Origin of the sequence: Streptomyces sp. BK208, from assembly GCF_004364245.1 — a bacterium.
In the GTDB taxonomy this organism is placed as follows: Bacteria; Actinomycetota; Actinomycetes; order Streptomycetales; family Streptomycetaceae; genus Streptomyces.
The window spans coordinates 241,258-265,955 of sequence record NZ_SOAV01000013.1; the positions used below are offsets into that span (position 1 = coordinate 241,258).

Consider the following 24,698-nt stretch of genomic DNA (forward strand, 5'->3'; position numbering starts at 1 on the left):
TGCCAACAGCCGTTGGCAAACAACTGTTGGCATTGAGGATGGACCCGCGTCGATGACATGTCAACACCTGTTGGCCTACAGTTGTTGGCATGACTGGGAACAGGGAGACAGCACCCGAGAACGAGGGTGCGGCGCGCCGCTCGAGCCGCACCCGGGCGGCGATCCTGGACGCGGCCAGACGGCGCTTCGCGGAGCAGGGTTACGACCGCACCACCATCCGCGCCGTCGCCGCGGACGCGAACATCGACCCGTCGATGGTGATGCGCTACTACGGCAGCAAGGAACGCCTCTTCGAGGCCGCACTCGCCGTCGACCTGCACCTGCCCGACCTCACGGCCGTGCCGCGCGAACAGCTCCCGCGCACACTGGTCCTGACCTTCCTCGACCGTTGGGAACGGGCCCCGGCGGGCGACACACTGCTACTGCTGCTCCGGTCCGCGGTGACGGCCGACCACGCGGCCGCCCGCATGCGGGAAGTCTTCGCGAGCCAGGTGGGCCCGGCGCTCGCCCCAGTCATCGGCCCGCAAGGAGCACCGGCACGGGCGGCACTGGTTACCTCACAGCTCCTCGGCCTGGCCCTGGGCCGCTACATCCTGCGCATTCCCTCTCTGACACACCCGTCTCCGGAGGAGATCGCGGACCTGCTCGCTCCGGCCGTCGCGGCAACGCTCGACTGACACCGCGACGGCCGTTCTCGACCGTGCGGAGCCGCTGCGGCTGGACCGGCCCGGCGCCAACGGCTGACTCGACCGGCCGCGTCGGGCGATCAACGGAGGTCGGGGATTGCGGCCCGTTCCTTCCGCGAAGGCGGGCCCGGACTACGGTGAGCGCCCCGCGAGTTGGCCACGGGTGCCCCCTGGCGATGCCGAATCAGTCAGTGACGGCGAGAGTCGGTCTCGCCGGTGTGGTGGCGTACTGCGGTGGAAGCCCGTTGCGTGCCGTGGAGCTTCCCGTGGCGGCTGACAGCCTCGGCGCCGGCGGCTCCGGAGCCCTATGCGGACCTCGCCGAGTTGTGGCAGGACCGACGCCCCGAACCCAAGCAGAGCTTCGAAGTGGACAGCTCCCTGAGCGCTGTGCCGGCGCAGGCGTACTTCTTGTTCCTCGACGGGGACATGGACGACGCCGTGATGGCCCTTGGCTCGGTCACGGGTGCGCGGCCCGACGTGGCCCGGGGCGCTGTCCCCTGGTTCGGCGAGGCACGCCTTCTCGGCGCGGTGAGTGCCCAGGCTCCGGACGAGGCGTGCCCGCGGACGTTGGACTACGGCCATGACCCCTCGCCGCGGCGCGCGGGTGGGCGGCCGAGGCGGGCCACCTCCTGGCCGGCGTGACCGCTGTGCGGCCCCGCTGGTACCCGCGCACGCTTGGATTGACACCCCGAGGAGAGTTAAAACAGCCTTCGGGCTGCGTACTCAGGTCGTGACGGCGGCCGGCTCGGGCAAGACCCCAGGTGCCGCGCAGAGAGCACGCGCTCCGGGCGGGCCGCGTGCTTGTGCCCGGCCCGGCCCGGCATGCCGCAGGCGAGGGCGGTGCTGAAGCGCGGGGAGCGCTCCAGGTCGGTGACGCGGTACGAGACTAAGAGCGTTCTCGCGCCGCTTCCCCGGCCCGGCGCACCCGGTAGCGGAGATGCGTGACGTCCCGGTCCTCGAGCCGCCGGACGAGTTCGAGCTCGGTGTGCTCACCACCGAGGTGCTCGAACAGTCGCCGGCCGCCTCCGAGGAGGACCGGCACCAGGTGGATCTCCATCTCGTCCAGCTGCCCGGCTCCAAGCAGCGCCTGTGCCGCCCCCGCACCGTGCACCATGACGGGCCGGTCCCCGGCGGCGGCGCGCGCCAGCCGGGCGCACTCGTCGACGTCGGTGACGAACCGCGCGTGGCCGGGTGGCTCGTCCCCGTCGTCCACGTGGTGGGTGAGGACGAAGATGGGCACGCCGTCGTGGTGGTCGCCCTGCCAGCGCCGGGCGAGCTCGAAGGTCCGCCGGCCGGAGATCAGCGCGCCGGTCGCCAGCGCCTCGCGGTAGACCTGGCCGCTCGGCCCGTCGGACTCCCGGTCGTCGAGCCAGTCGAAGAGCCGTCCGCCGTCTCGTCCCAGCTCCTGACCTGGCCGGTCGTCCGGCCCGGCGATGAACCCGTCGAGTGACATCGACATGTACAGCCGAATCGGGTGGGGCATCGTGGACTCCCTCGCTTCGCCACGCCTTCGGACCCGCGGCCCCTGCTCGGCCGACGGAGGTGCGTGTGCAAGGGAGACTGCCGACGACCGGCGAACTCATCGCACCGGCGCGCCGAGGAGGGTGTGACCGAAGATCGCGAGGACTCGCTCAGCGCACGAAGACCGCCGTCGCCACGGGCACCGCGAGCAGCAGACTGAGCCCGACCAGCGGGAGCCGGTCCAGCCACAGGACGGCGGCGAACTCGCGCAGGGTCGCGGACAGCCAGTACGCGGGGGAGGTCGGTGCGCCGACGACGTCCACGGGCACGCCGGCGCGGCGGGCCAGCAGGGTGGTGCGGTAGACGTGGAAGCCGCTGGTGACCACCGTGGCCCGGTGGCCGGGACCGGCGTGTTCCATGAGGGCCCCGCTGAAGCGGAGGTTCTGTCCGGTGTTGACGGAGTGGTCCTCCCGCACGATTCGGTCGCAGGACACTCCGCGGGCGCGCAGGTAGTCGGCCATGGCGTCCGCCTCGGAGACGACCTCGTCGTCGCCCTGCCCGCCCGAGACGACGAACGTCACAGGATCCGTGCCCGGTGCGTCGGGCACGTCGACCGCGAGGGCGCGCTCCAGCCTGCGCCGCAGCAACGGACCGGGCCGGTCACCGTCGAGCCCGGCGCCCAGGACGACGACATGGGTGGTCCCCGGAGGCGGGGTGCTGCGCCCCTGGACGATCACGTACCCGGTGAAGACGAGAAAGAGCAGCGAGAGGTACCCCGCGGCCGCGTTCACCGCGACCATGAGCCCACCCGCCGCCTCCCCGCCGACTGTGTGCAGGACGGCGTCGAGGCCGAGCACCGCCAGCACCGCGCAGCCGGCGGCGCCGGTGGCGAGCAACGGCTTCTGCGGCCCGTAACGCCGGACCAGGAGGACGGCGTCGACCAGCAGGAGCAGGCCCAGCGCGAGCCCCCCGAGCAGGGCGAGGACGGCGAGCACGGTGGCGACGGTGTGGTGGCTCTCCGCGCTGCGGGAGGACACACCGAGTCCGGCAGACGTCACCGCGAGGCAGAACAGGACCGCGGTGGAGAACCGGTACGGCGCCAGCAGGGCATGCACGAGGCCGCCCGCGGCGAACACCGCAGCGGCAAGGTACTCCGGGTACTCCAGCATGTCCCTCACCACTCCGCTCTCCCACCCGCGGGGCCCCTGGACCCGTCCCCGCCCGCCTGTCGCCGCTGCGTTCCCGACCTCGCGCAGCGGGGCGGGCCTGCTGCGGACGGCCAGCCGACATCCTCGCAGACCGGCCGTGACACGCCGCAGGCGGGCGTGCGTTGCCGCCATCGACGGAGACCGGATTACGCGGGTTACGCCGTTGCCCGGGACCGGCGTACGCCCGGAACCCGGCTTAGAGGTCCTAACAAAGACGCTGGACGTGGCGGTGGGTGATCAGGCAGGTGGCGAGGCCGAGGAATGCTTCGTGGATGTCGTCGCGTCGTTCCCAGCGGATGCGTAGGCGGCGGAAGCCGTGGAGCCAGGCGATCGTGCGCTCGACGACGTAGCGGAAGGTGCCCAGGCCGGTGCCGTGTGGCTCGCCCCGTCTGGCGATCACGGGGCGGATCCCGCGCTGCCAGAGCAGGCGGCGGTACTTGTCATGGTCGTAGCCGCGGTCGGCCAGCAACGCGCCGGGGCGACGGCGGGGTCTGCCGACCTGGCCCGCGACGGCGGGGATCTTGTCGAGGAGCGGCTCGAGTTGGGTGACGTCGTTGCGGTTGCCGCCGGTCAGGGACACCGCGAGCGCGCTTTTGGGCCCCGTCGGGCAGCCCGCACGTGTGAGGAGTCGATCACCGCCCGTTCCCAGTCCAGCTGGTTCTTCGACCTCAGCTCGTTGAGCAGCAGCTGGTGGATGTGGTCCCAGACGCCGGCCTCGTTCCAGGCAGCAAGGCGCCGCCAGCAGGTCATGCCCGAGCCGAAGCCAAGTTCTTGCGGCAGGTACTCCCACTGGATGCCGGTGTGCAGGACGAAGAGGATCCCGCACAGGGCCTGGCGGTCCGGCACCCGCGGTCTGCCCTCGGCCTTCTTCGGACCCGGCGCTGGCAGCAACGGCTCGACCAGCGCCCACAGTTCATCTGACACGATCCACGGCCGCGACTGACGGTTTCCCATACCCAGACATACGAACAGAGAGGCCGACAGCCTCATGATCAGCAGCTTTTGTTAGAGCCAGTTACGCCCGTCGCCCGGTCCAGATGCGCCAGGAGCGCAGCGGCTCAGCGACGGCGTAGATGCCCAGCCGGCCGTCACGGACCTTCCTGTCCAGATCCGACAGGGCGCCGTATGGCGCGGCGGTTCGATGCCTTCGCCGGACTGGTCCAGGTACTGGACGGCCACGAAGGCGACGAAGAGACTGTTGCGATGGGGGAGTGGCTCCCGCCGGACGACCGTGTGCAGGAGCGCGGCCGCGCTCCGGAGGGGTCCGGGTCGGATCCCTCCAGCGTCGGTATCCGGGTCTCGTCCCGCAACTGTGTAGCGGACGTAGTTCCTGCTTACTCGGCTGACGCCCGTCGGCGGCGGGGAACAGGGTTATCGGGCAGGGTGAGCACGCGAACGGACGCCAGAAGGAGTTCAGCAACAAGTCCGGGGCGGTGAATGAAGCATCATCGTCAGGATCTTCCTCGATCGTGGTCAGGTCCCGACGCGCCGGACAACCTCGCGGGCCGGAAGAGCGAACACGTCCACACCCTGGAACAACACTCGATCCGTTCGGGGCCAGGGCCTTACCAGCTCGATAGCTTCGAGCATGTCGCGCATGCAGCGGCTGCTGATCATCAGCCCGCTGGGGCGGAACACGTGTTGTCCTGGCCGGTCGGACTCCGAGATCGCAGAAGGGTCGCGGAGCGAGTCCAACGCGGTGTTGGCCGCGGGTCGAGTCACACCGGTCCGCAACGGGCCAACGCCGTTCGGTGGGGCGAGGTCGAAGTCCGTGCGGGCATGATCCCAAGCAGGTCTGTCGGCCAGTGACGTAGGGCCATCCGGTCTCGGTCGGTCACATACCGTGATGCATCCACAGAAGTTGGACCAGAACCAAAACTCATCGACAAGCGACGTCACTACTGCTCGATGAAGCCACCTGCTCCCGCTCGGGCCGGAACGGGCCGCACAGCAGGCTCCTGTGACGAAGCACGATAGCTGTCATCGTCGGCATCCGCTGGACTGCGACTTCAGTAGGCGAAGGACTCTGGTGTCACCGATGCGGCGCCCTGCCTGGCACAAGCGGCAAGCGAAACAGGGGCGAGGTCACCGCGTTCGGCTTCTGGCGAGCAGGGTGCTGAGCGGCGGCCCTCGGCGGTCACGGGCCGTATTTCCCGCGCCGTAAGCGAACCCCGCCTCCTACGATCACCTGGTACGACTGCTGGAGGGGCGGGGAATGCTTGAGAACATGGAGGACGGGGTAGCGGCAGCAACGCGGCTCGCGGATGGTGCGCCGCTTCAGAGCACGCTCGATGTCGCCCACCCCGGTGACTGGCTCGCGCTGGACGCAGCAGTGCGTGAGGTGGCCTGGCATCGCCCGCAGTTCTTGCCGGGATGGGAGCACTCGGCACCGCCGCCCGCTGAGCTGACTCACCTCGACGAGTCCCGGCTCGCACTCGCCCTCTGCCACCGCGACGGGCGGATCCGTCAGGAGGCTGTGCTCCAGTCGGTCCGGTACCCCGGCCTGCTGCCGCTGATCGTGATCCGCTGCACCGACTGGGTCGAACCGGTGCGCGAGCACGCCCGACGGCTGCTCGGTGAGGCCCTGAACGTGGGCTCTGCCCTCGACCTCGCGCCGCTCATCCTCCGCGTCGGCCGCCGCGACAGAGGCACCTTCGGCGTCGAGGCGCTCGGTCACATCCTGCGCCAGGCATCTCCCGGGCAGCTCGCTGTTCTCTTCACTGACCCCGACCGCGTCGTCCGCCGGTTCGCCTACCGGCTGGCCGTCGACGGCCGACTGTTCCGTCCCGCCGAGCTGGCCCGCGCGGCCGCCCGGGACCAGGACACCGTGGTCCAGGACCTGTGTGCCGCAGCGGCGCTCACGGCTGCGCAGGATGAGGAGGGCTACGAGGGGGTACTGCCTCCGCTGCTGTCCGCACGCAACCCCCGTGTCCGTTCGGCCGGCGTCACCGCGCTGAGACGGGCAGGGTGCTCGAAGCAGGCGGAGCCGTTTCTCAGCGATCGTTCCCCGCTCGTGCGTGCTTGTGCCCGCTACGTCGTACGACAGCAGGGTGGCGACCCGGCGGCCTGGTACCGGGAGTGGTGCACGGCACCCAACGGCCCCGAGTTGCCGCCCGGGGCGGTCATCGGGCTGGCCGAGTGCGGGAACCGCGCGGACGCCGGACTGCTGCGGCCGCTGCTCTCGCACCCGGCGGCCGGAGTGCGGGCGCGAGCCGTGGCCGGGTTGCGGGCGCTGGACTGCGCGGATGTGAAGCAGATGCGGCCGCTCCTCGACGACCCTGCCGCCGAGGTCGTCCGCGAGACCGCCACCGCCCTGCTGCCCTCGGCCAAGGAACTGCCCGCCGACTGGCTACTGGAACGCACCAGCTCCCAGCGACCGCGGCATGTCCGCGTCGGAGCGTTCCGGCTGCTCGACGCGCACGGCGGCATCGTGGCGCTACGGGCGGCGGTCCGTCTGCTCGAGGACCCCGATATGAAGCTGCGCACCTGGGCCGCGCAATCAGTACAGCGCTGGCATCCGTCCCCGGACGGTCGGCGCGGCGACGCGGAGGTGGGGGAACTGCTCGACCGGTGCCGACATCTCTTCAGCGACTTCGTACTGCGCAGGCGCAAGTGGGAAGCCAGGCTGGACAGCTGAGACTGCACCCCCGTCCAGACCTCCGCTCAACACTCGCCGCCCGGTGGCTCAGACAGCCCGCCTGCCTCGGTGACACCTATCGTGTTCTGGCTCAACGCCCTTCCTGTTGTCTGTTCGGCACCGTGACCTGCTACAGCTCGAACCGCAGGTCGACGATGTCCTTGAGTTCCACTTCGAGGCCGTGGGCGCGGCGGCCGCCGGCGCGGAAGTACACCTCCCCCAACGCCTGGGCCGCGAGTTCGCGGAGGTCGTCCTCGTCGACCCCGGCTTCCTGGGCCTGGAGGAGGCGGGCGGCGTGTGGGGCGGCAGGGCTAGGGTGAGGTCACGTGCGCGGACCTGGTCGGTGCTGCCGGCGGCGGTGTGGCCGAACCGCGTGGACCAAGTGACGGATGAGTGGCTGTGTTCACGCGCCGCGTCAGTGGTTGGACATGGGTTTGGGAGGCGTCCAGATCCACGGTCGGGTGATGTTCACGAGGTTTGTCAGCGCCGGGGTACTTGCGAGGACAGCATCGAGGTGTTCCCGGTGAAATGGTCCTGGTCATGCCGCAGATGTCGAAGGTCGAGCTGTACGCGGCGATCGCCGGTCGCCTGACCTTCAACGGCACCGTCATCGAAAACGGCACCGACTCCTACCGCCTCGCCAGCACCCGGGCACGAGCCGAGCAACCCGCCAAGGCTGGCTGACACTTACCGGTTCTGGCTCGACCACCGCCCTCACGGCCGACGGTGAAGAAGTCACTCAATCGCCGGCGCGGGCCATGAGCAACGGCTGGAAGAAGCCTGTCTCCTGCGGCATCCGCCACCGGACGTCGACAAAGCCGGCCTCAGCTGTGAGGCCGGCCAACCGGTCCTGGCTGACGGCCCAGTAGGTGGTCCGGCGGACCTGGACGTACCATTCTCCGCCTGCCGGAAGGAGTTGGAAGTGCTCCAGGTCGTAGTGCTCTCCGTCCTCGTGCCAGTGCCAGTGCCAGAGCTGGAAGGTGACCGTCCGATCTCGGTCGTCGGCGCACGCGGCGGTCCGGTGGACTTGTGGGGGCGTCGAAACGGGGGGCACGCAGCAAGTCGTCGTAGTGACGTGTGCTGACCAGTAGCAGGCCGTCCGGGCGCAGCACGCGGCGCATCGCGGCCAGAGCGGCGTGCACATCCTGCTCTGTCAGCAGGTGGGGCAGCGAGTTGTCAACGCAGACGACGACGTCGAACCGGCCGTCGGGAACGGGAGGCGTCGCATGTCGGCGGCCGCGGTGCGCACACTGAGGCCCCGGGCGAGCGGCCTCCCGGCCAGCGCGAGCGGAAGCGCGCGGGCTGAGATCGGTGCCGGTGACGCAGTGCCCGCGCAGCGCCAGACCGATGGCCTGCGTGCCGATGCCGCAGGAACAGTCGAGCATCTCGACGCCATCTCGACCGATAAGGGCGTGGAGGGCGTCCCCCTGCCGACGAATGCTGGCGTCCCAGTCTGAGGCATCGACAAACGCTGCTGCTGAACGTGAACGAAGCCAGATGGGCCCGGGCGTCATCGGTACGGTGTTCAGATGGCAGGCTTCCAGCAGGCCGCGGTCCACGAACGGCCGCACCTTGATCGCTGGTCACGTTCGAGGTTTCTAAGGCGTCGGTGAACCGGGCGGCCGCCGCGCCGCCGGGATCCCGCCGGGGCCTACCTCGGCAAACGCGAACTGCGCGCGCTGGTCGCCAACCCCTGCCTCCAGGTCTACGACGGCCCCAAGGGATTCCTGCCCTGCCACCACGAGGCGTTCACCGTGCTGTGCGACCCCGACCGCGACCGGGCGGGCGACGGCGCCCCTCGCACCCCCCTGTCACGTCGTCGGCGGTGCGCGGCGCGGCTCCTACGGCGTGGTGGACGGCAGCGGTGACAGTCCCCCGACCAGGGCGCGGGCGGCGGCGAGTTCCTCGCGTGCGGCCTGCTCGGCGGTCTCCAGGTAGGTGTAGGCGTCATCGCCCACCGGGACGCGCAACGGGGTGGGCACGTCGGCGGCGACGATGGCGAGGATCCGGACGGCCAAGTCCTGGGGCCGTCCGGTGGCGGGGTCGCCCGCCATGCCGCGCACCGCGCCCAGGGTTTCGGCGGTGACCGCGGCGTATTCAGGCAGCCGGCGGCTCGACTCGGCGAGTGAGGTCCCGTAACGGGTGGCGAAACCGCCGGGCTCCACCACGGTGACTCGCACGCCCTGGCCGGCCACCTCCGCGGCCAGCGCCTGGCTCATACCCTCCAGGGCGTACTTCCCGGCGACGTACGCGCCCAGCCCGGGGAACGCCATCCGGCCCGCCAGGGAGGAGACGTTGACGATGTGTCCGCCTCCCTGGGCGCGCATGAGCGGCAGGACCAGGCGGACCAGCCGCCAGGGGCCCACGACCAGGGTCTCCAGCTGGTCGCGCAGCTCGGCGTCGGAGACTTCCTCGACCGCGCCGAACAGGCCGGCGCCCGCGTTGTTCACGAGGACGTCAACCCCGCCCAGACGGTCGGCGGCAGCGCGGACGGCATCCTCGCACTGGGCGGCGTCGCGCAGTTCCAGCGGGAGAGGGACGATCCGTCCGGGCCAGGCAGCGGCCAGGTCGTCCAGGGCGGCGGTATCGCGCGCGGTGACCGCCACTTCGTGGCCATCCCGTGCCGCCGCCTCGGCCAGCGCCCGGCCCAGTCCCGACGAGCACCCCGTTACCAGCCAACGTCGCCCCATCGCTGCCTCCCGCACGCTCTCGACGGCCCGCGCCTCCATGGCGCCGGTCCCGGCCCGGCCCGCTCCCATGGTTGGCGCAGGAGCGCCGACGGTCATCTCCTCACGCGGGGGCGCTCCGGTGCATGCCGGGGGCGTTCGAGGGCGGGCAGGGGCCTGCGTCGCGGGGCCGCCGAGCTTTCTGGCGGCTCTCAGTATGGCGTTGCTGAGACGGTGACGTGGCGGCTCGGGCAAGAGCCGCAGGGGGTGTCGTCAAAGGACTGACCCTGCTGTTGAGCAGCACTTCCCAACTGGGAAGTGCCGTGATCTTTGGCGGCAGCAGCTCCATGGGCACAAGGTCGCGGGCGCTTCGCCTCCCGACGCCGACGCGAACCAGTGAGGCGTTACGGGCCGCCTCGTAAGCTTGGTCTCCGTACAGTCCGCCGACGACCAGCTCGACGTGAGCGAGAATCGGGTCGGTGGGGGAGTCGTCGTTCATGCCTGCGTCATTCCTTCCAGGTCGTTCAGCGAAGTCAGGTGGGCGGTGTCGCCCCAGGCGGCCAGACGCAGCCGGCGGCCGTCGCCGTTCCAGTGCGACACCGAGGCGTTCGGGACCGGCGGCAGTTCCTCGGGTGCGTCGGCGCCGATCCCGGCGAGGACGTAGCGCAGGGCGATGACCACTCCGTCGTGCGCTACGACCAGGACCCGCCGCCCAGGCGCGGCCCGGGCCAGATCGGAGACGAACTGGCCCACGCGTACGGCGACATCGGCGAAGCTCTCCCCGCCAGGCGGCCGGTAGCACCACTCACCGACCAGGTCCCGGCGGTCCGCCTCCTGCGGGGACCGGGCCCGCAGCGCCGCCGGGGGGTGCAGCTCGAAGACGCCCATCTCCCGGTCCCGCAGCCGCTCGTCGACGAGCATGTCCAGCTGCAGCCTGCCGAGCTCGGCAACACGGGCCGCCATACCCTCCCACGTCTGCAGCGCGCGCATATAAGGGGAGCAGACCACCAGGTCCGGTCCGGCCTCCGGCGCCTTTCCGGCCAGCCAGTCGCCCAGCGCGACCGCCTGCACGGCGCCCAGGTCGGACAGCGGAACGTCCCGGTCCCGGCCGGGCACCGGCACAGTGGTGCCGGAATCCTCCGCCGCGGCGAAGGCAACGTTGGCCGTGCTCTGCCCGTGCCGCACGGCCCACAGCCCGCCCAGCGCGCAGGGCGGCACCAGGGCAGTCGACGGCACCCCATCGGGCGGCGTTCGTTCGGTCATGACGTCCCTTCACCGGTCTCTCGTGCTTCGGCACGGAGCTGAACGGCGACAGCCCGGGCCTCCTCCGCCTGCTGCGCGGCTTCAGTGCGTCCTTCTTCCGCGACGATGCGGTCGAGCAGCGCAGCCTTGCGCTCGGTCAAGCGTGCACGGGCCAGCGGGTCCGGAGGCGTACGCATGTCGCCGTACAGGTGCTTGAGGGCATCGGGTACCTGCACCATCTCCTGCGCCGTGCTCAGGACCGGCAGATGGTCGGTGACGGGGTGGTCCGTCTTCCGGTGGGGCGGGATGTGCTCGCGCACCCACGCGTCGGGCCTCTGACCGGCCGTGGTGGGCGCGTACGCGGCCTCCTGCAGAGGCAGACCGCGTGCAGGGGCGCCCGGCGGAGCGGGGTAGTAAGGCTCCTGGAGGGCGAGTTGCCACTCCGCGACGGTCTCCTTGTACCGCTCGTGAGCGGACTGCTTCTCCACGTCGAGCTGTTCGCCGATGACCTCCCAGCCGGTGTGTTTCTGCAGCTCCGCCGAAAGGGCGGGGCGGGCCAGCGCGGTGCGGCCATATGCGCAGCGGTCAGCGTCGGGATCGGGCGTGTCCGTCATGCCGTCAGGCTAGGCCTGACGGCATGACGCGTCAGGCTCAGCCTGACAAGATTCAGCCCTCTTGTACGCTCCGCGCGCCGCCCTGGACAACCGCCGCGCCCGCCAGAACCCGCATCTTGCCGCCCTGCTGCACGTCCGCCTCGCCATCGGCCAGGCCCGCACCGCCGAGCGCACTGCGGCCGCCCGCTGTCTGCTGGCCGCCGGGCGCGCCTACGGCCGCATCGACCCGTCCGCCCCGGCACTGGCGTGGCCGGCGTTCCTCACCCCTGTTGACCTGTCCGGGCTGGCCGCCTCATCCACCTGGCACTGGGCCGCTATGACCGCGTCGAGGCCGCCACCGTCCAGGCCCTCCGCCCTGATCCCCACAGCGATGCGCCGCAACCGCGCGTACGGCACCGTGCAGCTGGCCGAACTGCAGCCGGCCCGCGGCGAGCGCGAACAGGCCGCGGCCACCGCCACCGGCCTCGACGCCTTTCTGCTCGACAGCCGCCGCATCACCGGCCGGCTGGCCACCGTGCGCCGCACCCTCACCGCCCAGGAGTCCCGCCCGTGACCGCGCTCGAACTCTCGACCCACAGCATTACGGCCCTCACCAGGCCGTCCAGGTCCGCCCACTTCTGCTGGAGATCTACGCCGAGGCCGCAGAAACCGACCCGTTCGCCGGCGTCGACCGCTTCGCCCGGGGCCTGGACGGCTGGAGCCGCCGCCTCGGCTGAACCTGAGTGGTCGGCCACGACCGCGACCAAGCCGTCGGCTACGCCTACGGCGCCCCGCTCCCGCCCGGCGCCTCCTGATGGGGCGGGCTGCTCATTCCCGCGCCCGTGTTCCACGCCCTGCTACTCGACCTCCCCAGCGCTGACCACAGCCCACCGCGGCCGAGGCTGTCGCAGCATGCAGGAGACGACGTTCCCCTCAGCCAGCTTGAGCTGGTCATAGAGACCGGGCAGCTGAGCACCTTCGGTGTGCAGCACCGGGTCCACCCACGCGCGGGTGGACCCGGCATGCCGCGTGATTATTCCCAGCCCGCCTCGACCTTCTGGACAGCGCCCCAGCAGTTACCCGTAAGGGTCGCTGTCGAGCCGTTCTGTACGACCGCCGTGTCGCGCACGTCCGGGTCCCAGAAGTCGACGCAGGTCACCAGGATCCAGGCAGTGCGGTCGTAGCCGAAGTTGTTGTAGCAGCTGGCCTTGCCCCAGGCACCGTCGATCCATGTCTGGCAGTAGGCCTGCGTCCCGGTACCACCCTGCTCCGTCGCCTGGGCGGGTGACACAGACAGCGCGCCGATCATCAGGGCCGAGGCGCCGAGGGCGCTTGCGATTCTCGTTCGGGTTCGCATCGTCTCCCCATTTCGTTGTCTCTGCGGCTGTTGTTGCGGACTGATGTCCACCTCTTTCCTAGCTGGTAGGAGTTGTTCGGGATCTGGCTCGGGTATTGAACAAACGGATCCCGAACAACTGAACCGAACGCGGGGGAAGGCGGATGTGGTGCCACGGGGGAACGTCCGCTGGAAGCGGGAGACGGTCTACTGCTGCGCCTGGCGGTGGGGTTGCGGAGCCTGCGGCACAGGGCCGGCAACGGGACATACCGGCAGTTGGCCGAGCCGACCTTCGGCGCAGCGCGGGACGATACCGATGCACGTCGCTGCCTCCGCGCTCTGGTCCCCACGGCTCCTGAACCCGGACCCGACTCCGAGGCCACTCCGGCTGCGGAATCGTCCGGTTCTCGTTGGCCACGCGGACATCGATTCTCCGATCGGACCCGGTCCCGGCACGCCACCGTCCACGCACTGCTGAAGGCGGGGCACAGCCGGCGCTCGGTGCAGCGGCAGCTCGGGATGACCTACCGCACCGTCAAGCAGCTCGCCGACGCCGTAACGCCGGAAGGGCTGTTCACCGGTCAGTGGCAGAACTGGCCCTCCGTCCTCGACGACTACAAGCCCTACCTTGACGACCGCTGGAACGAGGGCTGCACCAACGCCTGGAAGCTATGGGAGGAGATCGTGCCACTCGGGTACAAGGGCAGCCACCAGCGCGTCCGCGCCTACCTGCACGACAAGCGCACCGCACCGCACCCGGTGACCACCCGGCCGCCCTCACCCTCGCCGCAGGCATCGACCGCGACGCCGTCATCGCCGGTCTGACTCTGCCCTGGATCTCAGGCGTCGTCGAAGGACACGTCAACCGGATCAAGATATTCAAGCGCCAGATGTTCGGCCGCACAGGCTTCGCTCTCGTGCGGAAGCGCGTCCTCATGTCCTGGTCACCGACGACGGGAGGAACTCGATGGCAGCGGCGACGGCGGATGTGCAAGCCTTCCCCTCCCAGATGCCGACGGAGAAGACCTTGATGACCAGCGACGACGCCCTCGATCAGTTCAGACGCATCGCGCGCGAGAGGGCATTTGGCAGGCATGTCGGGTCGGACAGACTCATTCAGGCAGGTCTCGACGCGCTGATAGCCGGGGTCGAGAGCCCGTCCCTGGCCATGCTGGCGGGACTCCTCCGGAGCGAAGAGCCTGAAGCGCCAGAGCTCTTCGACCAGGTACTGGACGAACTGGGACTGCTCTTCCACCCGCCCGCGGACCCCCGAGCCGCAAAGTTGGCGATGGCCTACTGGATCGCTGGTCAGATTGCCGACGGGTCCCTGGATCCCGCCGTCGGCACTCACCTCATCTGGGCGGACGTCGCCTATGACCTCGGCTACCCCGAAGAGCTAGAACCCCTTGTGCACTGCGCGCACAACCTGGACGGCTGGGAGGAGAGCTGGGGAGTCTCCGTCGAGGAACTCAACGGAGAAGCGGTTGAGGCGGCGAAGCAGTTCCTCAGCAAGGGGCCGGGAGCCGAGGCGCGGGACTGACCAGCGGTTCTGTCCCGCTTTCTGCTACTCCTGGTCGACCACGCAGCCGTGGGCAAGGGAATGTCGGTCGCACTGGAGAGCATCATGGCCACCGACTCACCGGTCTTCGACGACGCCCGTGCCCGCATGGGTGCCGCCCTCACCCGCCTCCTCGACGCCGGCGCCGCAGCCGGCACGGTCCGCGATGACGTCAGCGGCTCCACTCCGCTGCGTGCCCTGGGCGGCATCTGCGCCATGCGCGTGAAGGAGGTGGCTCGACGAAGCCCGCCAGATCACCAGCCTCCTCCTCGACGGTCTGCGCCACAGCGCCCCCACGCGACCTGCGCCGAAAGCCGTCCGACGTGCCGTACCTGCCAGATCCAAGATGTCTCATGAGCCTTAACGAAGTCTGGAGAAGGACGGCTACCGCGCCCCGCTCGCCCGCTGGGCCAACCGGCGAGTGCTGCTGCACTCGAGGCAGGGCACCGACATGACCGCCGCGTTCCCGGAGATTCGCAACGCTGCGCGCGCAATTGCCCGGCGACGCCGGCCTGGATGGGGTCATCTGAGCTGAACGGGTGTCTCGGAACAGCGATGTCTCAGGCGGTGCACCTCTGTGGACGAGTCGCGTTCGCCTCCGACGTCTCGGGATCCGAGGGAGGTAAAGGGTCGTATGGCCATCGGCACCGCACGGATAACCTGCGCGAATGAAGCTGATTCAGCGGGCTGCTGGCGCGGTCGTCGGCTCGGCGGTGGGTGACGCGCTGGGCGCCCCCTTCGAGTTCGGCCCCCAGCGGGCGTTCTCCGCGCGGTTTCCCGCGCCTGGTGCCGGTGGCGAGATGTGCGGAGGCGGTGGCTGGGACCCCGGCGAGGCCACCGACGATACGCAGATGGCCGTCCTCGTCGCGGAGTCCCTGCTGGAACGGGGCAGGCTGGATCTGCCGGACATCTTCGCCCGCTTCCAGCGGTGGGCGGCGTCAGAACCGAAGGACATCGGCTTGCAGACGGAAGACGTCCTGACCAACGGCATGCCCTGGGACCTCGCTGCCGCTATCCATTTCCAGGTCAATCAACGAGCGGCCGGAAACGGCTCCTTGATGCGGGCGGCGACCTCCTCGGTTCACTTCGCGGCCGCTGGCCAGGAAGCCACCATGGACGCTGCGCGCCGCATCGCTGCTCTCACCCACGGAGACCGAGCGGCCTGGGAGGGTACCGCGATCTTCCACGAACTCATCCGCGCCACTCTCGAGGAAGTCGACCCTCTCGCCGCACTCCCGGACATCCTGGGCCTCATCCACCCCGGCCACCGTGGACGGTACGCCGTAGTCCTCTCGCCCGACTGGCACCCCGAGCAGGCGACCGAGTTCAACGGTGCGGTCTGGCCCTGCCTGGGCTCCGCCGTCTGGGCCCTGCGCACCACCACCAGCTTTGAGGACGCCATACGCGCCGCGATCGACCTCGGAGGTGACACGGACACCGTCGCTGCAGTCACCGGAGGCCTCGCGGGGGCGTACTACGGGCTGGACGCAATCCCCGTCCGCTGGACCCAGCCGCTCCATGTCCCTCTCCCAGGCTTCGACGGACGGGTGCTGCACCTGACAGACCTGCTGCGCCTCGCGCACCGCCTCGCGGGAGAGCCATGATGAGACGGGCACGGCAGCCCACATAAATGGGGAGCTGGTGGTGTGGGGAGCCGACTGCCCGGTGTTTGAGCGGCTGCGGCAGCGCCACCACACCCTGCAGCCCGGCGACTATGTCAGCCTGCGCGGCGGCCGCGGCACCGACTCGGACGCGAAGAACGTCATCCACCGTCAGAACCGCACCCTCATCTGGAACAACGACAAGGACACGCCTCTACTTCAACAAGCCTTCCGGCTCCCGCGCCGACGTCGACGCCTGCACCAAGAAGGCCAACGACCGCGACGGCACCGGCTGCATCACCTAGCACGGCTGACCCGCCCCCCGGGACAGGGCCGGCCGCCCGGCGGCCACCTCCGGTCCTGCGTCTGCACCATCGACTGTTGGCGGTGGGGGAGGGGGCACACCCCGTGGGCCCTGGGCTGTGACCGAGCGGCCATTTCTGCGGCCCGTCTCAGGCACCCTGACCCTCGCCCGTCCAGAGGCTCTCCACGGCCCGCGCCGGGCCGCCCACTCGGCTGACTTCCTCCATGGCCACCCGGACGAACGCCCGTAGCCGGGCCGTCTCGTGACCGGTGGGCCAGACCAAGGCGTAGTCGATGTCCGGGGAGTCCGTGAGCGGCTTGAAGACCAGGCCAGGGCGGCTGTAGTAGTGCGCGCCGGCCGCGGCCACCGGTGTCACGCCCTTGCCCGCCAGGACCAGGGAGAGCGCATCCTCCCAGTGCGTCATCGCCTGCCCGTGCGGGATGGGCCGCCCTGACGGCGTCTGCCGCGGGAAGTGGTGGTCCAGCCAGTGCGCCGGCACGTTCCCGGCGACCGTCAGCAGCGTCGCCTCCGCCAGGTCCTCGATGCTCACCGAGTCCCGCTCCGCGAACGGGTGCGCGGACGACATCAGCAGCACTCTGGGCTGCGACACCAACACCGGCCCCAGCGTCAGGTCGGGTTCGGCGATCGGAGGCTCGGTGACCTGCAGCTCGACGTCGCCTGCGCGTAGCGGACCGAAGGGGTCCGAGATCTGCACCTGGCGAACCTGGACGTCCACGCCCGGGTGCTGGCGCCCGAACACCTCGGTGATGTTGTGCAGCAGATGGCCGGTGAACGCACCGGAAAAGCCGATCCGCAGCGCGCCGGTGATCCCCCGTCCGGCCGACATGGCCCGCGCGACCGCTTCCCCCACCCCCCGCCACGCGGGCGCGAGGTCGGCCTTGAGCTGCTCCCCGATCGGTGTGAGCGTGACCTGACGGCTGGTGCGGTCGAACAGCTTGGCACCGATCCGGCGCTCCAGCCTGGCGATGGTCTGGCTGACCCGGCTCTGTGAGACGCCCACGCTCTCGGCGGTCCGCCCGAAGTGCAGTTCTTCAGCGAGAGTCAGGAAAATCTCGATCTCCTGGCGTTCCATGACCGAATCTCCCCGCGTCCTTCATGTCACCGACCTCGAACGATGAGCCCAGCGAATCGATCGTTGCACAGATCGTGCTTGTTGCGCAGGGCTCCCGGTTCGAGGCTGATCAGGTCCGTCGAACAGCCTGGAAGGACCACTCATGGCCGTCACCGAATCCGCACCATCCGCCCGGCAGGCTCAGGACGTCGCCGCGCCACCCGGGCCCGCCGCCGACGGTGCCGCCCTCGGGACACGAGAGTGGCTGGTGCTGATCACTCTGTGCTGCGCGACCTTCATGTGCGGCTTGGACTTCTCCATCGTCACCGTCGCCCTGCCCGACATCGGCACCGCCCTCGGCTTCTCCTCGGCCGGCACCCTGCAGTGGGTGGCCACCGCCAGCCTGCTGCCGTCGGCGAGCCTGCTGCCCCTGTTCGCCCGGGTCGCCGATCTGATCGGCCGCAAGCGGCTGTTCACCCTTGGCGTCGCCGTCTTCACTCTGTTCTCTCTGGGCGCCGCCCTCGCCGACAGCCCCGGCATGCTGATCACCACCCGCATCGGCCAGGGCACCGCTGCCGCGATGATCGCCCCGTCCGCCATCGCCCTGATGACCGGCTACTTCCAGGAAGGCCCCAAGCGCGCCCGTGCGCTCGGCCTCAACGGCGCCGTGATGTCGCTGGGCTTCGTGCTCGGCGCGCTCGGCGGCGGTGTCATCACCAACGGCTTCAGCTGGCGCTGGACCATGGTCGTGCTGTGTGCGATGGGTGTGCTGGCGCTGGCCGGCGCGCTGGCCCTGCCGTCGATCCACCAGTCCGGTGCGGCCCGGCGCATGGACATCCCGGGTGCCGTCCTGGCGACCCTCGGCCTCTTCGGCCTGGTCTACGGCATCTCCACCGGCGGTGACGAGGGCTGGATCCGCCCCTCGGCGCTCGGTCCGATCATCTGCGGACTGGTCCTGTTGGCCGTGTTCCTGCTGGTCGAACGACGCCACCCGGAGCCGCTGGTGCCGCTGTCCGTACTGAACCGGCGCTGCGTCAAGTGGTCGGGGCTTCTCGGTGTCATCACCTTCGGCATGTGCGCCGGCACGACCGTGCTGCTGAGCCTGTACATGCAAGACGTGCTGGGCTTCACCGCCCTTCAGGCCGGCCTGAGTTACCTCGGGGAGGGCGCCGCCGCGACACTCGGCGGCATGTACGTCGCCCGGCTGCTCGGCCGGTTCGGCGGGGTCAAGGTACTGGCCGCGGGCCTGTTGATCCAGGGCGCCGGCACGGTCGCGATGTTCACCCTGCCCGCAGACGTGAACCTGACCGCCCTGCTCGTCACCTCGTCGGTCATGGGGCTCGGACACGTCTTCAGCGTCGTCTCCTTCATCACCGTGATGACCACGGGCGTCACCGAGGAGGACCAGGGCGTCGTCGGCGGCCTGTCGCAGCTGCCGCAGTACGTGGCCGCGATCGGCGTCTCCGGGCTGAGTGCGATCGCCGCCGCCCGCACGGGCGCCCTCTCCTCCGGCGCCGTCCCGTCCCGCGCCGACATCCTGGGCGGACTGCACGCGGGCATGGTCACAGCGGGCGTCGTCGCCCTCGCGGGCGCCCTGCTCGCCGGCACCGTACTGCGCAAGCGGACGACAGCGTAGGCCATCCCGTGCCCGGCACACGGCACCGTCCGCGCACCCGGCGCGGCCGCCCACCGCCACGCGGCGGGCGGCCGCGCCTCCCGTGTCAGAGCCGCACCCCACGCTTTCTACCGCGAGGAAACCAACCATGAACGACAACCGACTGCGCAGGCCCTCCGCCGTGTGCACCCTGCGCGTGGGTGAGCTGAAGGTCAGCTACGTGCCCGACGGGGCGATGCTGCTGAAACCGGCCGGCACCCTCCCCTCAACCGTGGACCGCCAGTGGAGCAGATACGGCAACTACCTCAACGACACCCACCGGCTGGTCGCCAACACCGGCGGCCTCCTCGTCGAACTCGGCCCGAGGGCTCTGCTGATCGACGCCGGTTTCGGCCCGCACGCGGTACCGGAAGACCCTGACCACCCCTACCGGGGTGCCGTGCACGGCGGCTCGCTGCCCGGCAACCTGGCCATGCTCGGGCGGTCGCCGACGAACATCGAGACGGTGGCTTTCACCCGCCTCCACACCGACCACACGGGCTGGGCCGGCGTCGAACCTCCCCTGTTCACCCGGGCCACCTTCGTCATCCCGAAAGTCGAGTGGGACCACCGCGACGCCGCCGCGACGGCCCTCGAACCCCGCGCCCGACTGGTACTCAACGGCGACGAGATCTTCCCCGGTGTCCACGCGCTCACCCTGCCCGGCCACACCGCGGGCCACACCGGCTTCGTCATCGCCTCGCACGGCACGCGCCTGCTCGCCTTCGGCGACACCCTGCTCTCGCCCCTCCAGATACGACACCCCGAGTGGTCCGCAGTCTGCGACGCGGACCCCACCCAGTCCGAGTGCCACCGCCGCCGTCTGATCACCGAACTCCTGAGCCCGGGCACCCTCGGCTTCGGCATCCATTTCGCGGACGTGGTCTTCGGCTGGGTCCGGCCGCACGGGAAGGGTGCCGCCTGGCATCCTCTGTGACCCCGGTGCCGTGAGTGGCCGTTCGGCAATCGGCGGTGCCCAGCAACCGTGACGCCATCCGCTGCGACTGGCTGGGTGCTGCTGACCCACCGGCGCGCACGGCCCCGACCTGGCCTGCCACTGAGGCTCGCGCCTGACCACCTGGGCCGCCGACTGTATGGGCCACAACGAGCTCCTCAACCGTCCACGTCTACGTCGGGCAACGGGACGGACCAGTAGAGACGGCCCTTGGCCAGCCCCTCCCCATCAGGGCGCATGCCGCTTACTTGGCGTACCTACCGGGTGCCAGCAGTACGACCAGACGTTGCTCAAGGCAGGTCTTCTGGTTCGGTTGAGGTGGTGGCCCACCGGGCGGCCAGGGCGGTGTGGAAGGTGAACATGGTCTTGTCGCCGGCTGCGGCGATGTCGACCACGACCAGGCCGGGTTCGGACACGTGTACGTCGTTGATCCCTTCCATGACCGGCACGACGCCGAGTCTTTTGGGCGGCAGTTCTCTTTCGCTTCGCATTCACCCCCGCGAGGTCCTCGTCGCACGCTCCCCGCCCGACGCACGCCTCTCGGGTGAGAACCTCCTGCCACAGTCTGGTCGTGGAAGTGACAGAAGGGGAAGCCTCAGCCCAGTTTCTTCCACACGATGACACCGATCAGCACGATCAAAGCAATAGCGCCGGCGACACCGGCCGCCTGGCCTTCGAAGAGGTACTCCCGAGCGAGGTACATTACGCATTCCTTTCCTGACGGCGCGCACAAGCGGGCTGGCGGGCCTCCGGGACAACGATGAGAAGGGCCTACCCGCGTACTCGCATACCCGCCGTGGTCAGAGTTCCGCGTGAGGACCAGCACAATGAAGACCTCGTTGATAGTCTTTTCTTTGTCGGGAGGGAGTGGCGCCCAACCGGCAGACCAAGGCAAGAACAGCGAAAGAGAACAAGGAATGAACCAGTAGCGATACGCCATTGGAAAGCGCGACGAAGAGGGGTTCTACCCCGTCACCGTCGACCAGACCCCGGCCGGAACCGTCCACCGCCGTCACGGCAGCTGGTACGCGACCATGCCCGGCCACCCCGCCCAGCGCGCCGCCGACAGACACCAGGCCGCCGCCCACCTCGTCACCCTCCTCGAGCAGGGCAAGCGTCCCACCCTCCCCGCACAGGCACCCGTCACCCCCGCCAGCCTGATCCACGGCCTCCGGGCAACCCGCTCCTACTCCCACCTCATGCCGAGGGTGCGCCTGAACCTGACCAACCTGGTCCGGGCCACAGAGGCCATGGCCCGGCTCGCGCAGGTGGGGATGGACCCCGCTAGGGCTACCCCGACGCGGACCAGCCGTGGCTGATGGGGTGCCGCTTCGGGTCCCCCCTGCGGGGCCGCAAAGGCGACAACACACCCCGCTCCCTCACCCGGCACCCCGGGTGCAAGCCCGTCGCCGACCATGCAGCAGCACTCAGCACCCTTGCGGCAGAACACACCTGGGAGTGCCCTTGCACCCCCAAGCGCCCCACCTGACTGAGCGAGTGCCGAGACACCCTCGAAGCCATTCAAACGGCTCTAAGGGCTGTCCCGCAATGATCAAGAAGCACGCGCTCGCGGACGGGCGAGCTGTGAGAGGACACCGTGCGCCCCACGGAACCGGCATGAGCTTCGTTCGCTGAGCCTGGGAAAACCGTTGGACCTGTTGGCGGTGGCACGTCATAGGGTTCGGGGCGCGGACACGCGGTTGGCGGGAAGGGAACGGTGGATGGCGGGGCTGTACGAGATCTGGCAGCGGGCGGAGGTATCGCGCCGACTTGAAGTGTTGTCGGGCTTCGTCGCGATGTGCGTGGCGGGGGACGACGACGCGCGACGCCGTCTCGCCCAGCTGGTTGCCAGCGCTGATGCGGCCCTCTCCGCCTCGCCTCCGGATTTGATGGTCGCCGCGGAGCACCTGGGCGAACTCGTCTGGTGGGCTGACACGGAGTGGGCCGATCACCCCTATCGTCCCGTTGAAGCCCGGCCTGACGAGGCCGACCGGCAGACGCGTGACTATGCCAAGGATCTCCGACACGTCGCGCTCCCGGTCGGCGTTCGGGACGAGATGGGCCGCATCGAACTCAGTCTCGAAGTGCGGTTCCTGGCCCTCTGCCGCCAACCGGGGTTGGACTGCAGGTCCCGGCAGGACCTCTTCTACATTGCCGGGCGTGCCGCGATGGCCCTCGACCTCGGGCACCTGGAAGCAGCAGAGCGCGAGATCCAGCGCATGGAGCAGGTGGGTTCCGCGGAACACCGGGAGTGCCGCTGCGGCTGAGTCGCGGCTTCCGAGGTCCACAGGTGGAACGATCTCTTCACGTGGCTGGTGTGATCACGGCGTCGGAACCGCATTGGATAGCCCCGTTCAGTGGGCTGCAACCGCGGGACTTCCGCAGGCTGATCGCTACTTTGCGCCGAGAAGGTGCTGCGCTGACTCGGCGGGGGCGCCCCTGGTCACTGCCGCTGGAAGACCGGGTGCTGCTGGTCACCGCGTACTGGCGCACCAACCTGACATTGCGCCAGCTCGCCCCGCTGTTTGGCATCTCCAAGTCAGCTGCCGACCGCATCATCGACCACGTTGGGCCGTTGCTGGCGCTCAAGCAGCGGCAACGCTTCCGCGCCGGCACCGTTCTCATCGTCGACGGCACGCTCGTGCCCACCCGCGACCACAGCGCCGCTGAGCAGTCCAATAACTACAGGTACTCCACCAACCACCAAGTCGTCATCGACGCAGACACACGAATGGTCGTTGTGGTCGGACGGCCGGTGCCTGGCAACCGCAACGACTGAGAGGCATGGGAACTGTCCGGCGCGAGGGCCTCCGTCGGCCGTACCACCGTGATCGCGGACGGCGGTGACCGGGGCACCGGCCTGGTCATCCCGCACCGCCGCGAACCAGACCAGGCCGAACTCCCAGCCTGGAAGGAGGAACACAACGCTTCCCATCGCAAAGTCCGAGCCCGCGTCGAGCACGTCTTCGCCCGCATGAAGAGCTGGAAGATCCTTCGGGACTGCCGCCCGAAAGGCGATGGTGTCCACCACGCCATGCGTGGCATCGCACACCTACACAACCTGGCCCTCACCGGATAGATGCGAGTCGGGGAGTGGTACGTCATGCGGCAGCTCAGAGATCATTTACGGGACAAGACTTAGTAGTGCTTCGTTAGGTTGTGGGCTGTCTGCGGCTGCTCCGAGGGCGGGGCAGGGGGCGTCCGCAGGTGGTACAGGTACCGGTCCAGCACCTCAGCAGGTCCTGAAGAACGTCGAGGACCTGGTAGAGGGTCAGGCCGGTGTGCGGACTTTTGGGTCGAGCCGCCTGAGGGTGAGGAAGGCCTGGGCCGCGGTGACGAGGGTGACGTGGTGGTGCCAGCCGCGCCAGGTGCGGCCCTCGAAGTGGTCCAGCCCGAGTCCGTGCTTGAGCTCGCGGTAGTCGTGCTCGATGCGCCAGCGCATCTTCGCCCACCGCACCAGGTCAGCGACCGGGGTGGTGGCGGGCAGGTTTGATATCCAGTAGTTGGTCGGAATGTCCTGGCCGTCCGGCCACTCGGCGAGAAGTGTCTGGACGGGCAGGACACCGTCCCAGCGGTTGCGGCCGCCGCCCGCCTCCTGGGCTGCGGCCAGGGACTGCTTGCCAGCAGGCCGCACTGTCAGCACCGCGAACCGTGAGGTCATCGCGCCTTTGCTGCCCTGCCTCCAGGTCACCTCGGTGAACTGCTCCGCACCCGCCTGCGCTGCGAGGACGCAGACGGCTCGCGGTGGGGTGCGGTAGCGGGCAAGGGTGGGCGGTCCGAGCCCACCGTAGGCCGGCTGGTGCGGCTCGGCATCCTCCGGGTGGGCGACTTCCTTCCCGGTCAGGGCCAGGACATAGGACAGCCCTCGTTCCTGGAGACCGAGGCGGAACGGGGTGCTGACGCCGTAGCCGGCATCAGCGACCACGACCGGCGCCTTCAACTGCCACTCGGCGAGTGTGTCCAGAAGGCCGAGCGCGAGACGCCACTTCTCCTGGTGCACCACGTCGTCGGGGACTCCTGCCCTGCGGCACCGGTCCGGCTCGTCCGTCCACTCACGCGGCAGATACAACTGCCACTCCAATGGGCACGAGGCGGTGTCGGTGGCGGCATGGACACTGACCGCGACCTGGCAGTTCGCCCGTTTCCCGGCCGCCCCGCAGTACTGGCGGGCCACCCCGGCCGACGCCTTGCCGCACTTGGGGAACGACACGTCGTCGATCACCCACACCTCAGGAGTGATCACCTCGGACAGCCGCTCAGGGATCCGCTGCCTGACCGGCAGCGGATCCCACGGCGACTGGTTCACGAACTGCTGCAGGGCCTGCATGTTCCCGTCCGGCAGCCGCTCGGCCATCGGCTGGACCGACTGGCGCCGGCCGTCGAGCATCAGGCCCCGCAGATAACACTCGCCCCACCGCCGCTGATCCCGCCGCGGCACCGAGGCGAACACATCGGCAACGAACTCCGATAACTCACCCCGGAGCCGTTCCACTTCCCCCAGCCTCATGCCAGAAGATGCCCAACACCAGGCGAGATCACCCGACGTAACGAAGCACTATTAGGTCCTGTCCGGCGGATCACCGTCGGCTGCCCTGATGGGTGTTGTGCTGCCCGACTGCCGTGGAAAGGATTGGGTAGTTGCTGTACTACTTGATCAGGAGTCCATTGTGAGTCTGACCAGCCAGATACTTCCGCTCGTGGGTGTCGCCCTGGGGGCTGTCACGT

22 protein-coding genes and 7 pseudogenes are annotated in these 24,698 nt (G+C 69.7%); 15 read left to right on the forward strand and 14 right to left on the reverse strand.

Annotated elements, in window-relative coordinates; genetic code table 11:
* Positions 1-89: 89 nt before the first annotated feature.
* Both EV562_RS28905 and EV562_RS28910 read left to right on the forward strand, forming a co-directional pair.
* Positions 90-677 carry a TetR family transcriptional regulator gene (locus tag EV562_RS28905; protein WP_133889794.1) on the forward strand — a complete coding sequence of 196 codons (588 nt, stop codon included), beginning with the start codon at positions 90-92 and terminating at the stop codon, positions 675-677.
* Positions 678-935: 258 nt separating this feature from the next.
* The gene (locus tag EV562_RS28910) at positions 936-1,328 is read left to right on the forward strand and encodes a hypothetical protein (RefSeq protein ID WP_243860226.1); all 393 of its coding nucleotides are present in this window, start codon (positions 936-938) and stop codon (positions 1,326-1,328) included.
* 244 nt (positions 1,329-1,572) lie between these two features.
* On the opposite strand, the gene EV562_RS28915 is transcribed toward EV562_RS28910, so the two are convergent.
* From EV562_RS28915 to EV562_RS35750, 4 genes and pseudogenes are all read right to left on the reverse strand, one after another.
* Positions 1,573-2,169 carry a dihydrofolate reductase family protein gene (locus tag EV562_RS28915; RefSeq protein ID WP_133889795.1) on the reverse strand — a complete coding sequence of 199 codons (597 nt, stop codon included), beginning with the start codon at positions 2,167-2,169 and terminating at the stop codon, positions 1,573-1,575.
* A gap of 148 nt (positions 2,170-2,317) precedes the next feature.
* The gene (locus EV562_RS28920; protein ID WP_166662044.1) at positions 2,318-3,316 is read right to left on the reverse strand and encodes a YdcF family protein; all 999 of its coding nucleotides are present in this window, start codon (positions 3,314-3,316) and stop codon (positions 2,318-2,320) included.
* Positions 3,317-3,560: 244 nt separating this feature from the next.
* Positions 3,561-4,309 (reverse strand): annotated as a pseudogene (locus EV562_RS28925) (transposase).
* 61 nt (positions 4,310-4,370) lie between these two features.
* Positions 4,371-4,662: pseudogene (locus EV562_RS35750) on the reverse strand (toxin Doc); the annotation flags it as partial.
* Between the two features lie 920 nt (positions 4,663-5,582).
* On the opposite strand from EV562_RS35750, the gene EV562_RS28940 reads away from it, so the two are divergent.
* Complete coding sequence (locus EV562_RS28940; protein WP_243860227.1) at positions 5,583-6,992, forward strand: hypothetical protein; 1,410 nt, start codon at positions 5,583-5,585, stop codon at positions 6,990-6,992.
* Between the two features lie 130 nt (positions 6,993-7,122).
* Here EV562_RS28940 and EV562_RS35755 read toward each other — a convergent pair whose 3' ends face one another.
* Positions 7,123-7,215: a terminal protein gene (locus tag EV562_RS35755; RefSeq protein WP_243860229.1), complete on the reverse strand. Its 93-nt coding sequence runs from the start codon at positions 7,213-7,215 to the stop codon at positions 7,123-7,125.
* A 341-nt stretch (positions 7,216-7,556) separates the two neighbouring features.
* Between EV562_RS35755 and EV562_RS28950 the strand changes: the two are divergent.
* Positions 7,557-7,676, forward strand: a pseudogene (locus tag EV562_RS28950) (AAA family ATPase); the annotation flags it as partial.
* Between the two features lie 55 nt (positions 7,677-7,731).
* On the opposite strand, the gene EV562_RS35760 reads toward EV562_RS28950, so the two are convergent.
* The 5 genes and pseudogenes from EV562_RS35760 to EV562_RS28970 form a co-directional block, all read right to left on the reverse strand.
* Complete coding sequence (locus tag EV562_RS35760; protein WP_243860239.1) at positions 7,732-8,046, reverse strand: hypothetical protein; 315 nt, start codon at positions 8,044-8,046, stop codon at positions 7,732-7,734.
* Positions 8,047-8,113: 67 nt separating this feature from the next.
* Positions 8,114-8,506, reverse strand: a pseudogene (locus EV562_RS35765) (methyltransferase domain-containing protein); the annotation flags it as partial.
* Between the two features lie 327 nt (positions 8,507-8,833).
* Complete coding sequence (locus EV562_RS28960) at positions 8,834-9,682, reverse strand: SDR family oxidoreductase (protein WP_133889797.1); 849 nt, start codon at positions 9,680-9,682, stop codon at positions 8,834-8,836.
* 471 nt (positions 9,683-10,153) lie between these two features.
* Entirely contained in the window at positions 10,154-10,921 is a 768-nt protein-coding gene (locus EV562_RS28965) for a histidine phosphatase family protein (protein ID WP_133889798.1), read from the reverse strand.
* The gene (locus tag EV562_RS28970) at positions 10,918-11,514 is read right to left on the reverse strand and encodes a hypothetical protein (RefSeq protein WP_133889799.1); all 597 of its coding nucleotides are present in this window, start codon (positions 11,512-11,514) and stop codon (positions 10,918-10,920) included. Before EV562_RS28970 ends, EV562_RS28965 begins: the two co-directional genes overlap by 4 nt.
* A 61-nt stretch (positions 11,515-11,575) precedes the next feature.
* Here EV562_RS28970 and EV562_RS28975 point away from each other — a divergent pair, with 61 nt between their 5' ends.
* Positions 11,576-12,067 carry a hypothetical protein gene (locus EV562_RS28975; protein WP_133889800.1) on the forward strand — a complete coding sequence of 164 codons (492 nt, stop codon included), beginning with the start codon at positions 11,576-11,578 and terminating at the stop codon, positions 12,065-12,067.
* A gap of 459 nt (positions 12,068-12,526) precedes the next feature.
* On the opposite strand, the gene EV562_RS28980 is transcribed toward EV562_RS28975, so the two are convergent.
* Positions 12,527-12,784, reverse strand: a complete 258-nt coding sequence (locus EV562_RS28980; RefSeq protein WP_208298446.1) for a hypothetical protein — start codon at positions 12,782-12,784, stop codon at positions 12,527-12,529.
* Positions 12,785-13,348: 564 nt separating this feature from the next.
* Between EV562_RS28980 and EV562_RS28985 the strand changes: the two genes are divergently transcribed.
* The 5 genes and pseudogenes from EV562_RS28985 to EV562_RS35775 form a co-directional block, all read left to right on the forward strand.
* Positions 13,349-13,654: a hypothetical protein gene (locus EV562_RS28985; protein ID WP_133889801.1), complete on the forward strand. Its 306-nt coding sequence runs from the start codon at positions 13,349-13,351 to the stop codon at positions 13,652-13,654.
* 142 nt (positions 13,655-13,796) lie between these two features.
* The gene (locus EV562_RS28990; RefSeq protein WP_243860230.1) at positions 13,797-14,369 is read left to right on the forward strand and encodes a hypothetical protein; all 573 of its coding nucleotides are present in this window, start codon (positions 13,797-13,799) and stop codon (positions 14,367-14,369) included.
* Positions 14,370-14,378: 9 nt separating this feature from the next.
* Positions 14,379-14,682, forward strand: a pseudogene (locus tag EV562_RS35770) (TetR/AcrR family transcriptional regulator); the annotation flags it as partial.
* A gap of 373 nt (positions 14,683-15,055) precedes the next feature.
* Entirely contained in the window at positions 15,056-15,991 is a 936-nt protein-coding gene (locus EV562_RS29000) for an ADP-ribosylglycohydrolase family protein (RefSeq protein WP_133889802.1), read from the forward strand.
* An 82-nt stretch (positions 15,992-16,073) separates the two neighbouring features.
* Positions 16,074-16,293 (forward strand): annotated as a pseudogene (locus EV562_RS35775) (lamin tail domain-containing protein); the annotation flags it as partial.
* 147 nt (positions 16,294-16,440) lie between these two features.
* On the opposite strand, the gene EV562_RS29010 reads toward EV562_RS35775, so the two are convergent.
* Entirely contained in the window at positions 16,441-17,385 is a 945-nt protein-coding gene (locus EV562_RS29010; protein WP_133889803.1) for a LysR family transcriptional regulator, read from the reverse strand.
* Positions 17,386-17,527: 142 nt separating this feature from the next.
* Here EV562_RS29010 and EV562_RS29015 point away from each other — a divergent pair, with 142 nt between their 5' ends.
* A complete protein-coding gene (locus EV562_RS29015) occupies positions 17,528-19,000 on the forward strand; it encodes an MFS transporter (RefSeq protein ID WP_133889804.1) in 1,473 nt (490 codons plus the stop codon).
* 127 nt (positions 19,001-19,127) lie between these two features.
* The gene (locus EV562_RS29020; protein WP_208298447.1) at positions 19,128-19,955 is read left to right on the forward strand and encodes an MBL fold metallo-hydrolase; all 828 of its coding nucleotides are present in this window, start codon (positions 19,128-19,130) and stop codon (positions 19,953-19,955) included.
* 308 nt (positions 19,956-20,263) lie between these two features.
* On the opposite strand, the gene EV562_RS29025 is transcribed toward EV562_RS29020, so the two are convergent.
* Positions 20,264-20,464: a DUF6207 family protein gene (locus EV562_RS29025; protein WP_133889805.1), complete on the reverse strand. Its 201-nt coding sequence runs from the start codon at positions 20,462-20,464 to the stop codon at positions 20,264-20,266.
* Positions 20,465-21,007: 543 nt separating this feature from the next.
* Between EV562_RS29025 and EV562_RS29030 the strand changes: the two genes are divergently transcribed.
* From EV562_RS29030 to EV562_RS29040, 3 genes and pseudogenes are all read left to right on the forward strand, one after another.
* Positions 21,008-21,292: a hypothetical protein gene (locus EV562_RS29030; RefSeq protein WP_133889806.1), complete on the forward strand. Its 285-nt coding sequence runs from the start codon at positions 21,008-21,010 to the stop codon at positions 21,290-21,292.
* 402 nt (positions 21,293-21,694) lie between these two features.
* Positions 21,695-22,240 carry a hypothetical protein gene (locus tag EV562_RS29035; RefSeq protein WP_133889807.1) on the forward strand — a complete coding sequence of 182 codons (546 nt, stop codon included), beginning with the start codon at positions 21,695-21,697 and terminating at the stop codon, positions 22,238-22,240.
* 41 nt (positions 22,241-22,281) lie between these two features.
* Positions 22,282-23,052: pseudogene (locus EV562_RS29040) on the forward strand (transposase).
* A gap of 192 nt (positions 23,053-23,244) precedes the next feature.
* Here the strand turns inward: EV562_RS29040 and EV562_RS29050 are convergent.
* Positions 23,245-24,480 (reverse strand): IS701 family transposase, encoded by a 1,236-nt coding sequence (locus EV562_RS29050; RefSeq protein ID WP_133889808.1) that lies wholly within the window; start codon positions 24,478-24,480, stop codon positions 23,245-23,247.
* Positions 24,481-24,698 lie beyond the last annotated feature (218 nt).

Bases quoted from the DNA above. Each gene is read 5' to 3' on its own strand.
- EV562_RS28905 (WP_133889794.1), top strand. From the start codon at position 90: ATGACTGGGAACAGGGAGACAGCACCCGAGAACGAGGGTGCGGCGCGC.
- EV562_RS28915 (WP_133889795.1), bottom strand. From the start codon at position 2,169: ATGCCCCACCCGATTCGGCTGTACATGTCGATGTCACTCGACGGGTTC.
- EV562_RS28920 (WP_166662044.1), bottom strand. From the start codon at position 3,316: ATGCTGGAGTACCCGGAGTACCTTGCCGCTGCGGTGTTCGCCGCGGGC.
- EV562_RS28940 (WP_243860227.1), top strand. From the start codon at position 5,583: ATGGAGGACGGGGTAGCGGCAGCAACGCGGCTCGCGGATGGTGCGCCG.
- EV562_RS28960 (WP_133889797.1), bottom strand. From the start codon at position 9,682: ATGGGGCGACGTTGGCTGGTAACGGGGTGCTCGTCGGGACTGGGCCGG.
- EV562_RS28965 (WP_133889798.1), bottom strand. From the start codon at position 10,921: ATGACCGAACGAACGCCGCCCGATGGGGTGCCGTCGACTGCCCTGGTG.
- EV562_RS28970 (WP_133889799.1), bottom strand. From the start codon at position 11,514: ATGACGGACACGCCCGATCCCGACGCTGACCGCTGCGCATATGGCCGC.
- EV562_RS28985 (WP_133889801.1), top strand. From the start codon at position 13,349: ATGACCTACCGCACCGTCAAGCAGCTCGCCGACGCCGTAACGCCGGAA.
- EV562_RS28990 (WP_243860230.1), top strand. From the start codon at position 13,797: ATGGCAGCGGCGACGGCGGATGTGCAAGCCTTCCCCTCCCAGATGCCG.
- EV562_RS29000 (WP_133889802.1), top strand. From the start codon at position 15,056: ATGAAGCTGATTCAGCGGGCTGCTGGCGCGGTCGTCGGCTCGGCGGTG.
- EV562_RS29010 (WP_133889803.1), bottom strand. From the start codon at position 17,385: ATGGAACGCCAGGAGATCGAGATTTTCCTGACTCTCGCTGAAGAACTG.
- EV562_RS29015 (WP_133889804.1), top strand. From the start codon at position 17,528: ATGGCCGTCACCGAATCCGCACCATCCGCCCGGCAGGCTCAGGACGTC.
- EV562_RS29020 (WP_208298447.1), top strand. From the start codon at position 19,128: ATGAACGACAACCGACTGCGCAGGCCCTCCGCCGTGTGCACCCTGCGC.
- EV562_RS29025 (WP_133889805.1), bottom strand. From the start codon at position 20,464: ATGCGAAGCGAAAGAGAACTGCCGCCCAAAAGACTCGGCGTCGTGCCG.
- EV562_RS29030 (WP_133889806.1), top strand. From the start codon at position 21,008: ATGCCCGGCCACCCCGCCCAGCGCGCCGCCGACAGACACCAGGCCGCC.
- EV562_RS29035 (WP_133889807.1), top strand. From the start codon at position 21,695: ATGGCGGGGCTGTACGAGATCTGGCAGCGGGCGGAGGTATCGCGCCGA.
- EV562_RS29050 (WP_133889808.1), bottom strand. From the start codon at position 24,480: ATGAGGCTGGGGGAAGTGGAACGGCTCCGGGGTGAGTTATCGGAGTTC.